At 44.4% G+C, this 14,554-nt stretch carries 7 protein-coding genes and 1 riboswitch; all 7 genes read right to left on the bottom strand.

The annotated features are described in order from the left end of the window. Positions 1 to 69 precede the first annotated feature (69 nt). The gene (locus MHH56_RS10240) at positions 70 to 3,792 is read right to left on the bottom strand and encodes a DUF4430 domain-containing protein (protein ID WP_339208042.1); all 3,723 of its coding nucleotides are present in this window, start codon (positions 3,790 to 3,792) and stop codon (positions 70 to 72) included. Between the two features lie 169 nt (positions 3,793 to 3,961). Further along, a riboswitch (cobalamin riboswitch) is annotated at positions 3,962 to 4,164 on the bottom strand. 147 nt (positions 4,165 to 4,311) lie between these two features. After that, positions 4,312 to 6,297, bottom strand: a complete 1,986-nt coding sequence (locus MHH56_RS10235; protein WP_339208041.1) for a HAMP domain-containing methyl-accepting chemotaxis protein — start codon at positions 6,295 to 6,297, stop codon at positions 4,312 to 4,314. A gap of 259 nt (positions 6,298 to 6,556) precedes the next feature. Further along, the gene (locus MHH56_RS10230) at positions 6,557 to 7,927 is read right to left on the bottom strand and encodes an extracellular solute-binding protein (protein WP_339208040.1); all 1,371 of its coding nucleotides are present in this window, start codon (positions 7,925 to 7,927) and stop codon (positions 6,557 to 6,559) included. Between the two features lie 507 nt (positions 7,928 to 8,434). Next, positions 8,435 to 9,418 (bottom strand): carbohydrate ABC transporter permease, encoded by a 984-nt coding sequence (locus MHH56_RS10225; RefSeq protein ID WP_076269452.1) that lies wholly within the window; start codon positions 9,416 to 9,418, stop codon positions 8,435 to 8,437. After that, a complete protein-coding gene (locus tag MHH56_RS10220; protein WP_076269451.1) occupies positions 9,415 to 10,308 on the bottom strand; it encodes a sugar ABC transporter permease in 894 nt (297 codons plus the stop codon). Before MHH56_RS10220 ends, MHH56_RS10225 begins: the two co-directional genes overlap by 4 nt. Continuing rightward, positions 10,308 to 12,536 (bottom strand): DUF5696 domain-containing protein, encoded by a 2,229-nt coding sequence (locus tag MHH56_RS10215; RefSeq protein ID WP_339208038.1) that lies wholly within the window; start codon positions 12,534 to 12,536, stop codon positions 10,308 to 10,310. Before MHH56_RS10215 ends, MHH56_RS10220 begins: the two co-directional genes overlap by 1 nt. Next, positions 12,529 to 14,544 (bottom strand): YIP1 family protein, encoded by a 2,016-nt coding sequence (locus tag MHH56_RS10210; protein ID WP_339208036.1) that lies wholly within the window; start codon positions 14,542 to 14,544, stop codon positions 12,529 to 12,531. Before MHH56_RS10210 ends, MHH56_RS10215 begins: the two co-directional genes overlap by 8 nt. Between the last annotated feature and the right edge of the window lie 10 nt (positions 14,545 to 14,554).

Genomic DNA, 14,554 nt, shown 5'->3' with positions numbered 1-14,554 from the left:
CCACACTCTCCTTTCAAGAAAATAGCTGTCCCGCAGCTATTGCAATAGCCTACGAGACAGCTGAGTAAATTATGATTTCAATTCATGAAGTCGGATGATCGTAACAGCTGCCATCTCACGTGTAACAAGAGCTTGTGGATTAAACTTGCCGTTATCTCCTGTCATAAGACCTTTTTGGTAAGCTACATTTACATAAGGAACAGCCCACGCTGCAACAGCGTCACGATCCTTAATTGCTGCTTGTGGTGCATTCTCATCAGCTAGACCTTTAAGTCTAACTAAAACGGCAGCCATTTCTTGTCTTGTAATCGGTTGGTTCGGTGCAAAAGAAGTTTCAGTTACACCTGACATCAATCCTTTTTCTTTAGCTGCTTTAACATAACCATAATACCATGCCCCACTGTTAACATCCTTAAAGCCGGAATCCTCCATAATAGGGTCTGCTCCGGAATACTTTACCATTAGCGCTGCAAATTCAGCACGCGTCAAATTACGTTTAGGCTCGAATGTTGCATTGCTCGTGCTTGTGCCTTGCATGAAGCCTAGTGCCGTTGCTTTGTTTACTGCTTCCAAAGCCCAGCTTGCAATTTTTGATTCATCTGAGTATTTTGTTGCATTAGGCTGCTCTGGCTTATCGCCACCGCCTACTCCGCCTATTCCACCTGATTCACCTGGCTCTGTTGGAGCGCCAAGATCTTTACCTAGATCCTTCGTATACTGCCAGCGCAGCACGTCTCCATTTTTCAAAGTATAGGAACCCGCACTTATTTTAGGGAAAACGCCGTTAACGGAGTACATCCAGCCGCTTTCCTTGCCTTTATCGAATTCAGCAAGACCGCCAATCGATTTCACATAAGTGCTTGAGCCTGATCCGGAGTAATCAATAGCTATACTTTTATCTTCAAGTGCACGTTTCAGTGCTGTAAAAGCAGTATCGCCATCTTGTATAGTTACAGTAATTGGTGCAACGAAATCGCCTTCGTTTATCGAACGTTTCTCAACGGACAGTGTAACCTTCTGAACAATTGGAGCAGTACCACCATCGCCACCGCCAGGATTGGTTACAGCAGCAGTTTTGTAAGCAAGAAATTGTGTAAAATGTTTCGTTTGAATAACTAAGTCATTATTTTTTTTGTAAGCATAAACCTCATCCGTACGAACGGATGAATCTGCATATTTCTTAATTGGCGTGAATACACCTGCTTGATCAATGAAACCAGCTTCCTTGTCGCCTTGACCCTTCAGCGTGATGGATACATGCTGATTAAATTGAATTTTTGCAGAACCGCCAACTTGAATGCGAACGGCTATGGATTCCACTTTCTTGCTGTCAGCTGATAAAACGGCATCCAGCTTGGAAGCCAAACCACTTTCATCGATGCTTAGATTTTTTGGGAGTGCTAGTGCTTTATCCCATGTCGTTGTTGTCACCACTGTAGCAGCTGGAATTTCAAGTACTGTAGTACCGCGTGTCGCTGTTACTTTTGGCAATGCTGTTGTTTCAAATGTAAGGGTTACATTGTTTGTTACTTGACCACCGCTTGCTGCGCCAACAACAACCTCTTTCTCGTTCTTGTTGATGGCAAAGCTTTGATCCGTTGTATCCCCAACAACACGTGGTACGGCAATTGAGATTAGATCTTCACTATCTTGTCCGCCAACAAAAGCAGCCCCAAGCGCTTTAATCGTAATCGCGCCGCCAGTTGCAGTTCCAGTTAACGAAATCGTTATTTTATTTCCATCTCGCGTAAAGGTATTAACTTGAAGGCCTGTATTTCCTGGATCAATTGACCAGTTTTTAATGTCCGTTGCTTGATTAGTGAACTCATCGCCGACAAGTTTTACTTCAATCGATGGATCTACAGCACCATTTGCAATTTTCGAGCCCGAAGAAATCGCCGGCCATCTGCTGTAATAGAAACGAACCTCATCGTTTTCTTTAAGCTCGTATTCACCTGCTCCAACCATTGGAGCAATGCCATTCACTTCATACATCCAGCCATCATAACCGCCAAATGTACCCGCTGCTTCTCCGTTTATGGCAGAAACATACTGTCCGTAGCTGCTATCTTCAATTTTATAGCTAATTTTAGGATCTGCTTGATTGAGTGCTTGTTTTAGCACATCCAATGCAGTTACTGGCTTAACCGTGTTTTTCACCGTTACCGCTTGTTTGCTATAAATCGAACTGGAACGGCCATCTACCTGCAGCTTAGCGGTTACAGGAACCCGCAGCGTAATTGTAGTGCTGTCTTTTTTACCAACTAAAGCTGCTCCCAATGCTTGGATGGTCACTGCTTTTTCTGTAGCTTTGCCTGACAAATTAAGTTTGATCTTTTGATCGCTTTCTTTCACGATCGACTCAATCGTCAGTCCCGATACGTCAGAGTTAATTTTCCAATTATTCTTCACTAGCGCGTTGCTGTTGAACTCATCTCCAACAAGCTTTACATCAACTGATGGATTAGTTGCACCATTTACAAGCGTTGTTCCAGTTGTAATATCTGCATAACGGCTATAGAAGAAACGAACCTCGTCGTTAGCTTTAAGCTTGTAAGAGCCTGCACCTACGTTCGGAGCTATGCCGTTGACTGTATACACCCAGCCATCCCAGCCGCCAAAGGTGCCCGCATTTTGTCCTGCAACCCCTTTAATATAAGGGCCATAACTGCTGTTTACAATATTGTAGGAAATTGCTGGTGAGGCATTATCCAAAGCAGTCTTAAACGCATCCAACACTGTTGGCCTTTTAATTTGAGTGAAATTTACCGGTTGCTTGCCATAAACAGAACCCGTAACGCCATCAACACTCATATTAACAGAAATAGGTTGTTTAATTTCCTCTAAACGATGCCATACCGTTTTCTGATATTTAATATCAAGCAGGGCAATTAGCGCCTGCTCAGTCGCCATTCCATTAGATCCGCCGCTAAGAAGGTATTTAAATGATCCATCCTGAAGCTGGAATAAAGAGAAAGAATCAAGTACCGTTTTACCGTTCGCTGTCCAGACATCAGATAAAATATCCTCGCCAATAGCCGTTATTCCGGTCACTACAGTGGATAGACTATTCGAGTTATTGTCGCTAAACATAATATGTTCTTGGTTTAGCTTTATCGTTTGTAAATAACTTTTCACTCTTTCAATTGCCGCTTGAACAGCGCTGTCATCCTGATAATTTCCAAGTGCTAACAGGCCCATCCCTGACATATCTGGATCAGACTTCGTTCCGAAGTAAGCAAAGCCGCCATCAGCCAGTTGCTTGCTTAGTAAAAAATCTACTGCTTTTTTCTTAGCAGCTGCATCCCATTTTCCAACGTTGCTTCCTAGCTTTTCGCCAGTATCAAGGGCAAGCATTGCCCACATATGTTTGTTTGTTGAACCAATTGCTCCCGTGGCTGCATCTTGCTGCGATGCCAGCTCGGCATACAGATTACGATCTGTTTCCCACGCATGAGCAGGATCTTCACCCATAGCAAGCAGTCCGAATATGTAACGGATATGCTCAGTTCCTCCATTATCCGGTTTTAGTACCGGATTTGTAGGCTCCTGTGTCTCCCAGCTTGGCAGCTGCCAGTCGCCGTCGTTCAAATTTACGCCAGCGCCCCAAAGCGCTACAATTTCCACCCACGATGTCAAAGGCTTTTTCTTGTTTTTATAATACTCAACCGTCTTATCAATCATCTCATTCAATGAAGCATTCGCAGAATGATCTGCCGCTTTACCTACTTGTGGTGCAAATAAAGTAAACACCAATACAAAACTTAAAATAGCAGGCAAACTCTTTTTCATAAATCTTTTTAAATTAAGCAATGTTTTCTCTCCCTTTAATCATTTTTGGCAACAAAAAAACATCTTTCCGTTTGTGGAAAGATGTTTGGATAAACACGTGCGCATGGAAGCATAGGAATCCACCTATTGCAAAAGCACGAATAAACATCTCCCTCCCATCCTCGTGAGAAATATAGAGCGCTCCTATGGCAGGTCTCCTGGCTTCGCTTCATTGCATAGACGATCTCCTTCCCGTCATGATATGACAGTGGACAACATGATCATCTGCTCCGCGATACAGTGGCGGGACCGCGTCGGATTTTGACCGAACTTCCCTATTAAGCTGCTTGTGAATGATAGATTCACGGCAGCACCATATTAGCTATTCTATGAAATTGTAAGTGCTTGTTTTGTGAATTGTATCAAATTTGAAAGGATTAGACAAAGGTTCTGACCGTTTTTTTTCAACTTGTACAATTCTCTATTCGATTTCATGCGCATATGACTAGTATTTCATCATAAATCTACTTCAGCTACAAATTACTCAATTTTGAATCTCTTAATCGAGCGCTGAAGCTCCTCCGAAAGCTCATTTACAGATGAAGCAAGCTGCTGCGTTTCAGCTGCGAGCTGATTTTGCCGCTCAGTGTCCGCTGCCGATTGCGCAGCATGAGTGGAAGTATCCTTGGCTACCTGCGCCATCGATTCAACGGAAGCGCTCACTTCCTCACTGCCTGCTGCCATCTCCTCCGTTGAAGCAGATACATCTTCAATTTGTGAGGCAACAAGGCGGGATTCCTTCCATATCGTGTCAAAAGATACCTTCAGCTCCTGAACGATGAGTAATCCTTGTTCCATTTCTTGCTCTCCTGCAGTGACAGCGTCAACAGCATCGGCAGTCAAGGCTAGCACCTCATTAATCGTTTCTTCGATATGGCCCGCATGAGCCGAAGCCTGTTCAGCCAGTTTTCTTACTTCACTTGATACTACTGCAAATCCACGGCCATACTCCCCTGCATGTGCCGCTTCTATAGCAGCGTTTAGAGCGAGCAAATTCGTCTGATTTGCAATAGCAGCAATCGTGCCTGCCATCTCTTGGATTTCGGATGAGCGCTCATTAAGATGTCCGATCACTCTTGATATCGAAGCCGTTGCCGCGCCAAGCCGTTCCATTTGACCAACCGCATGATCCGATTTTTCATGACCCAGCTCCGCTGCTTGCAGCATGTCGTTCGACGCTTCCGACATTTGGCTCGAGGAGTGAGCAATCCTTCCTACGCTCGTCGCCATTTCCTCCATAGACCTTGCTGCCTCAACTGCTCCGTCCGCTTGATTTTCCGCGCCAATTGCCATCTCATTCACAGAGGAAGCAAGCTGCGAGGAGAGCTCTCGGCTTTGCTGCGAGCCTACACCTAATCGGCCTGCAAAATCCGATACGGATGCGGCATTGTTCCGAATCGTCCGCATTAAGCCTTGCATATGGGCAATGAAATGATTGATTTCTTCGCCTAGGCGAGCAATTTCATCATTTCCTTTATTTTCTATACGATAGGTAAGATCCGCTTCGCTAGAATTAAGATTAATTGCTGCATGAACAATATTACGAAGCTTACGTCCTACCATAAATTGTGATAGCAGAAACAAAACGACCAATACAACAACCATCAGGCCGCCAAATTGCATGACAACCATCGTTCTTTCTGAAGCGATGAGCGCATCGGCCTTTTCTTTTGACAATGCAACACGTACCCCGCCCCAATGTTTGCCATCGATAATTAAAGGATAGGAAATATCCCACGTTTCTACCGTTTTCCCGTCTATGAGTCTATTATATTTTTGCAGAAGGACATCATCCGTCTTCGTATTCGTAGCGGCATTGTAGCCTGTTTTATCGTTAAAAATCCGATTAGCCCGGTAGTTTTGACTAAGAAGTCCCTCGTCGCCCCAAGCATCTTTTGATTCTTCTCCCATGGGGCTGTAAATGCTATTATGTGTTGGGATATAGCCCGCAAAATTCGGATTTTCTGAATAAGCGCCTGCAATAGCAAAAATAACATTTTCCTCCGTCAGAAAACTATCCATAATGCCTTGCCAGCGGTAATCCGTATAACGGTCATAGGCACTATCATATTTCAGTTCATATTGAGATAGCGGAATGGACTCTCCATTGTACAAAATCGATTCTTTCCCCGCATAGGATGAGTCCTTTAGTCTTTTTTCTGCCACTTTCTCACTTTCAGGATTTACAGTCAATGTATCGTTGAAAAAATCCTCTTTAAGCTTGTTTCCATCCCATTTCGTTCCATCCTCCAGCACAACACCTGTTTTAAAATCCTGCTCCGTAACATTCTCAAGTGTGCGAGCTAGCGATAAAACCATCGTGCGACCCTTGTCCAGAAGCTGCTGCTCAACAGCTATACGAGTAGATTTCCATTCATAAATGAGAATCACACTTACGATTATGACTAATGCGACGGCCATGACTAGCATAAATTTATTCGTCAACGAGCGTAATCCCATCTTCATTTTTGATAACCCCCACTGTTAATTTATCTATATTAAACCAGTTTAACTAAAATGTTATGTAAATTAAACCAATTAGATTGAAACTTCTTAAATAATACATATTTATATTGAAATTATTAATTATTTTATATGACTAAGTATATGAATTACTAAGCTTAGGCTATCTACATACCTTATTAATACAAAAAAATCACCCTATTGCCGCAAACCATGCGACATAGGGTGATTTCGAGATTAGCCTACTAAAGGTAGACTCCGATTATTTCAACGATTCACGAACCTCTAGTGTCCGTTTATTCCATTTTTCCGTTTCTGGAATCAGTTTATTAATATCTGCTCCATCAAAAATAATTTCATTCAAAATATTGTTCCAGTTGTATTCAGACCAAGCAGGAACGGTTACACCTGGCTGAATTTTTGCATTTTCTTTTGCAATTTTTACAGCTTCCTTGTTTTTGCCTTCCCACATTGGCGTTTCATCATAATAAGCGGTCAATTCAGGATCGATAACCGAAGCATTTGCACCTTGGTCAATCTTCCATTTTTGCGCTACTTTGGAGAATTGGAAGCTAATCCATAGGAAAGCTTCTTCTTTATGCTTGGAACCGCTGAGCAGTGAAAGCGGACCATAAATACTATAACCTGGTTGGCTTACTTTTCCTCTTGGGAAAGGCAAAACATCCCATTCAAATTTTGCATCTTTTTTGAGGCCTGGAAGTACCCAGTCTCCGCCGATCGCAAAGCCCGTTTTACCGTTAATAAATTCTCTCGATACATCGCCTTGTTCCTTTGCCTTTGCATTGCTCTGCATGGAGCCGTCTTTCCACACAAAATCTGAAAGCCATCTAACATCGTTCATTACATCTGGCGTATTGAGCAAGCTTTGTGTCAAATCTTCATTTAAGTAATGAATGTTTGCAGCATGTCCGTCAGCAATTGCTTTTGTGCTAAGAACACGCATTTGAAATTCTGGCTGTGTCGTTAAGCCATATTCCCCTGCTTCTGGATCGGTAATTTTTTTGGCTACATCGCGGAAATCATCGTAAGTCCAATCATTTGCTGGCATTTCAACACCATGCTTAGCAAGCAAATCTTTATTGACGAGTATCCACATCGGTACGTCAACGAATGGCACAGCCAATTTTTTGTCTTTATACGTCATCGTATCAAAAAATCCTTGAGGCAGCTGAACATCTTGGAATGTCATATCCTTCTCGATATAAGGAGTCAAATCCTCAACCAAGCCAGCTTGGTCAAACGAGATCAAATCACTGTCGATCCAAGTTAAATCGGCTGGTGTTCCTGCCGCTTCCAAAGTAGCGATGATCTCCATAATTGGTTTGCCGTTTACAGGAACCTGTTCAATTGTAATCCATGGATATTTTTCGTTAAACATTTTGTATAATTCCGTGTAAGAATCGGACCATGAAATGAGTTTAATCGTAACAGGTTCATGCTTCTCTTCTGTAGCCGGTTTGGCTGCATCATCGGTAGGTGCATCTGTCGCTGTATTATTAGAAGGAGTGTTAGTCGTTTTATTCTTTTCACCATTGCCGGAGCAAGCCGAGAGAACGACTGAAAATAACAAGACCATACACAACATCCATGTCAAAGCGCTTTTGTTTTTCATTTTTTGACCTCCTAAAGTTTTGTGAAGCAAAACTAGCTTCGTAAGCATAAGCTTAGTTTTGTGAAGCAAAACTAGCTTCGTAAGCATAAGCTTTAAGTTTTGTGAAGCAAAACTAGCTTCGTAAGCATAAGCTTTAAGTTTTGTGAAGCAAAACTAGCTTCGTAAGCATAAGCTTTAAGTTTTGTGAAGCAAAACTGGCTTCGTAAGCATAAGCTTTAAGTTTTGTGAAGCAAAACTGGCTTCGTAAGCATAAGCTTTAAGTTTTGTAGAGCAAAACTGGCTTCGTAAGCATAAGCTTTAAGTTTTGTGAAGCAAAACTAGCTTCGTAAGCATAAGCTTTAAGTTTTGTGAAGCAAAACTGGCTTCGTAAGCATAAGCTTAGTTTCGTAAGCCTTCCCCTCGTTTTTTGCGGTTTAGCATTCTTTATAACGTTGAAACCGTTCCAGCAGCTGTTTGCCGAAACATCACCCCCCTAAAGAGCTGCTGCACCTTAGCGTAGACAGCGGACTATTCAACAATTCCCGTTCTTTCAATACCGCTAACGAACCAGCGCTGAAGGAACATAAACACGATGATCGGCGGTAAAATAATAAGGAAGGCTGCGGCCATTTTGGTGCTCTCCGTAATCGGATTAACGATGGTTCGCGTATTACCGAGTAAGGACGGATTCAGCACATCCTCCAGCATATCTAGGCGAATCGACAGCGGCGTGAAACCTTTGGTAAGAAACATCGATGGCTCATAATACATGTTCCAGTACCAAATAAATGAGAAGAGAAACACGACTAAGCACGCTGACCTTGCAAGAGGCAGCATAATTCCGAAAAACAGCCTCGCTGTAGAAGCTCCGTCCAGCTTCGCTGCCTCCTCCAAGCTTGGCGGCTGCGCTTTGAAAAACTGCCGGAAAATGAGAATAAATAATGCTCCCTTAAGGCCTTGCCCGAATATAGCCGGTATGAGAAACACAAAAATCGAATTCAACAAGCCGAGCTTGCTGAATATAACGTAAAGCGGAATGATGATAACCTGCGGCGGAATCAAGAAGGTCAATATGATTAGCGCCGTAAAAAGTCCCTTGAATGGCAGCTCTAGCCTAGCAAGCGCGTAGCCGGTCATCGCACAAATAATGACCTGTACGAGCGAGCATGTCACCGATATAAGGGCAGTGTTTCTGAGCGCTTCTGGGTATTGCAGACCTTTCAGCGCTTTCGTCACATTTTCCCAGGTAATCTCACGCGGAATCCACTTTACCGTCGGATCAAGGAGATCACTCATGTTCTTAAACATCGTGCTGACCATATAAAGAATCGGCTGTAAATAAAGATAAGCGACAATCGAGAGCAGCAAATAAATGATGAGCTTCGCCAGCAATCCGTCAGACAAGCTTCGTCCGAGCACCAGCATTTTCGTTTTCTGGGCTTTGCGGCCCCAAAGAACTCCCCTTACGCTGCGGCTAACCTTCTCGAACTCAGACTTCATCGCAGTAATCATGAATGTACCCTCCTTGTCTTGAGGCTCCGGTTAAACAGCCATAATACGAGGGCGATCAGCGCGAAGATGAGTCCAAAATAAATCCAAGCGAGCGCACTGGCGTAGCCGTAACCGGTATCGACCTTAAACATGTTGTCTTTGATATGCTTCAGCACAGGATTAAGCGGGAATGTGAACAGGTCGATAATCGTGTAGAGCACATTCAAGCTGATGAATGGCACACAGGCTGGCAGCGTTATTTTCCAGAAGCTGTCCCAAGGGGAGGCGCCATCGATCCGCACAGCCTCATAAATCGTTGGTGAAATCGTCTGGAAACCCGCAATAAAGATAAGTATCTGTACACCGGAATACCATAAAATTAGAATCGCTTTGCCCAAAACAGCCATTACTGTCTCTGCAAATTGCTTGCCAACATATTCCTCAACTATCGGAAGCAAATTGTATTGCTCCAGGAATGGAATATCTCCAGCTCCTTGCAAGAACAGCTCTGAGAGCACTTGCCCTGTTGCAAAAATAACTGGAAGAAAAAACAGCGCACGGAAAATAAATCGTCCAGGAAATTTCTGATTCAGCATTAATGAGATCAGCAGGGCAAAAATAACGATGATCGGAACCATCAGCAGCATTTCTTGGAAATAAGTGATAAGTTCAATTGGGAAAATGTTATCCTTCAAAAAAGCATCCCGAAAATTGCGCAATCCGACCCATTCATATTTAAATCCTCCGACCGCTACTTGCACCTTGTTAAAGGACATAAATAACGACCAGCTAATCGGGATAATGACGAACATCGCAAACCCAATAATCCATGGCAGCATGAACAGCAGTCCCATTCCGTAGCGCTTCCAGAGATGAAGGCGCGCTGCACGGACTCTAGCTTTTGCTTGCATTAGGCGCCCACTCCCTTCTCTACGACGAACGTCTTGCTGTTATAATCGACGATTACCCGTGTGCCGTCCTCATAAACGGTAGCAAACCGATTTTCAGACAGCTTTTCGTGATTTTTAATCGTTTGGGAATACAAACCTGCTAGGGAATCGAAAGCCTCGTATTCCTTTAAAATGCGGTCTGTCCACTTCTCATATTGACTGCTGAATAAGAAACTCGCAGCCGTGTACTTGAGCTTCCGTGAATCCTCATGTGTGAGGAAGAAAGAAGGAACAGCTCCGTATTCAATGGCTTTTAAAAACTCAGTTTCTACATCATTACGAAGATTGCCATCTCCCAACGAATACGATACATAACCATGAAGCACGATGGGATAAAAAGGAACCGTCTCGTCGACCATGAAATCATAGCTGGATTCATGCGGCAAATTAGCAATAAAATCGCTTTGACCAACTGCGTAGTCATTCCCGCGATATACGCCAGCCGTGCCAAGCGTCTTCTGCGTGTATTCGAGTAAGCCATCGTATACAGCAATCGTGTCCGAACGAGTTTCTATGCCTGACGGATCATAGTCATGGAACACCATTTCACCCATCCAGTTGTACAAAATGCCGGATATGCCAATCTCTTTCAGCTTCTCAATCGTTTGATAGGCCATGGCAACGGTGCGTGACGGCTTGCTGATAAACCATCCCTCATCAACAAATACCGTTTCATCAATGCCGCGAATACCGTTCGTTTTGCCAGATAAATCGGAATTGTCCGAATCGATCCAGACAAAATCATCCTCGAACATGACGTCAATGCCATGCTTTGTCATATTGGAGACAAAAGCCTTGGCAGCCGTCTCGCCGCCTAGCGACTCCTCAATTGGAAACCGGTCATAAAGGTCATAATCGCCTTGATTTTGCCAGCCGTAATAAATGACCTTCAGATTAGCGACACCCTTCTCCAGCAGCCCATTTACGATATTCGTTGCCTGCGGAAAGGTCGTTGCCGTAATATATTTGATTTTGCTGAAGGCTTCCGTATAGTTGCCCCCCATAATTTTCAAATACAGAGGGGTGTGTTCAACAGGCTTTAACGGCTCGTTCAGCTTACCGGTTTCCGTCATATAATCTCGATAAGCCTTCGCCATTCCGACATAACCAGCGTCATCTCCATTAAGAAAGCGATATTCAACCTCTCTATCCGTATCCAATCGCTGTTTCTGTACCGCTTTAAGCGGTGCGGCAAGCCGGCTCATTCTGTACAAATATTCCTCGCGGTAAATCTGATTGGAAAATACGTTATACATATTGGATTTAAGACCTGGCGGCATCGCAGCAATATTCGCCGAATCACCGCCCTCCGTAAGCACCGCCATAAAGGCATTGCTGCCTCGTTTCATGCCGAACACCGGGTAAGCAATATTCTCACGTCTCTCACCTGAACGCGTCCAATTTCCGGTATTGGTTAGTTCAAGGCCGTATACCTGATGGATATAACCTCTAGACACGCCAGCCCGCTCGCTGTCAAATCGGATCAAGCCGCCTGGTCCATCTGGAACAAAAATATATCCATCCTCCTCTGAGGAAGCCGCGCCAAAGTAGGGAAGCAAGTCTACCGTAAAGACGGCATATTCTCCGTCCTCCTTAATTCCCTCCGTTGGAATCCGTACCTTAAGCCCCTTTGCAGTAAGCTCGTATTGGATCGTAAAGCCCAGCTGTTTTTCCGGGAAAACATAGGAAACCTGAAGTCCCTCTGCCGTTTTGATCAGCGTTGTTTGCACTTTCGGATCATTCGCATTCAGCACTTCCCTGATCGTCTGATCCTTCCCTTGTGTCCTGACATAAGTGAGAACAAAAGGCGATTTCAAGTTGGCGAGCAGCACACCTTTAACCGTTTCGCTGCTTAGCTGAGCTTCTGAAGGATTGCTGCTCCACCTGTAGCCAGTTCGTTTATCAACCAAAGCAATCTGTGTGCTTGCGGGCTGAATATAAAGCGCGAAGTTCTCGCTTGCTAGTGCTTCTGCGAAACCATCAGCTCCCGCTTGCGGTTTCCAAGCCTCGCCTTCATAGAGAGGAGCCTTGCTCACTACTCTCTCCTTAATCCCAGTGTAGGCAAGCGCCTGTGCCGGCGAGAGCTCATCTCCTTGCAGGATAACAACCAAAATGATAATAAGTAATGCGCAAACTGCGATTGCTGCAAGCTTTACTCGAAGGGAAGTACGCTTGATGAACTCAACCATAGAAGGTCACCTCCTTGTAAAGCTGATAGAAGAAATCGTATAAATTGTAGGACAATCCGAAGACGAGAAAAGCAAACAGCCAAATCGTGCCAATGGTAAAGATCGTGATGGCGATATTTTTGAGCGTCTCCACAAAATCGAAATTGTGAATGACCTGCGTCATAACGATCAGCATGACACCCATCCATAGGAACATAACCGTGTTTAATGAGTCCACGATCACTCGCTCATCAAGCGTCACGATATTGGACAGCAGTAATGTTGGAATGGAAAAGAACAGATACGGAGCAAGCGCATAGGTGCTGCCTTGAATGACCTCTCTGAATTTCCCTTCCCCGTCCTTCACGCTGCATACGAGATAGTTCGCGATGATCCACGTTACCCAAGGAACTACGAATAATCCCAGACTTCCAAATAGATTGACCTGCGAGAGCTCCACGGGATGGAACAAAAACCCGGTGTAATAAATCGTTAAGATCTTCACCGCTACAACCGAAACTAAAATAAAAATAATAATCCAAGGCGCAACTCTAGCTTCCTTCAGCTTGTAAAAGCCATGATAAGGATGAAGCATGACGTACCAAAGGTTGCGCAAATCGCCAAGCGGGCGCTGCCATGATTCAGGCAAAGGGCGGCGCTGTAGCTGCTTTTTAAGCAGCATTCGGCTATACCTAAGCAAGAGAAGTAGAGCTGCCAAGCCTAAAACGATCCATATGAAATGCTGCTGCAAAAACTCTAGTCGGATTTGCCAGAACGCTTTAGAGTAGCCCTTTGTATCAAAGGCTGTTTTCAAGAAGGTCAACGCATCCTCATTGTTATTCTCATGCAGATACACCTTGCCGAGTCCTTGAAAAGTACCGTTGTACATATCATTGCGGGCATAAACGCGATCCCAATAAGGCTTGCTCTCTTCATATTTGCCTTCCAAATAGAGCCCCAACGCATTCATAACGTCGCTTCCGAATTCCGTGCGAACAAATTTGTGAATTGTACCTGTTCGGCTGTCAGAAATCCAGACACCGAATTTGGAATCTACGCCAATGCTCGTCGGAAATCCAAGAACACCATATTGCTGTGTTGCGTTATCAATGAACCCGAAAGCAAACAATGCTTCGCCATTTTGGTCATAAATATTAATGTTGGCCGATTCCATATCAATGTTGTATAAGAAGCCTTTTGAATCGCTTGCAACATCAACGATTCCATGGCCATTAACAAGCGTTTTATTCTTAAAAGCATCGACACCGCCCGCATTTAGCTTGCGAATAGCGCCCTGCCCGAATCCCGCTGCCGTTGCTGTAAAGATAAATCCATCTTTATCAATGGCAACATTGGAGATTGGCCGGGGGAGGCTTGCCGTCTCTTTATCCAACTGCTCCTTGTTGAGAACGAGCTTCTTCAGCCAGTTGAGTACCGTTTGCTGCGCTTTATTGGCACCAAAGAAACCCATGAATTCCCCTTTATCATTCATGCGCAGCAAGCCCTGATAAGAGGAGTTCAAGCTGACATACATGACGCCACGCCGATCAACGACAAGCTTTACGGGAACAAAATGCTCCTGCTCCAGAAAAGTGGATGCGGGCTTCTTGTACTCTCGGTCGAACGTACCGTCGGCACGAAAGACAGCAATGCGCTGATTGCCCGAATCGGCTACATAAACGACCCCTTCCGGCGTAACGAATAAGCCTTCCGGCGCACTGAGCATGCCGGCTCCCTCTTCTTCGCCAATCGTCTGCAGCAGCGCTCCGTCATTATCAAGCACAATAACTCGGTTTGCTCCTTTGTCAGCCACATAAACCTTATCGTCTGCGCCCACCTGCAGATCGATCGGCTCTACAAAGCGAACTCCCTTCGTTTCAGCTGGTGAATAAACCGGCTGTATACGCAGCCAAGTCGATTGATTGCTGTCATAGTAGGCCGTTCGATAGGGAAGCTCCGCGTGTATCGCTTCTGGTGCGACAAGCATGGAGGTCGCCGCAAGAAGCAGGAATATTAGAAATCTCTTCATCGTCACGACT

The organism is Paenibacillus sp. FSL K6-3182 (genome assembly GCF_037976325.1).
In the GTDB taxonomy this organism is placed as follows: domain Bacteria; phylum Bacillota; class Bacilli; order Paenibacillales; family Paenibacillaceae; genus Pristimantibacillus.
This window is presented reverse-complemented; position numbering and strand designations above follow the sequence as displayed.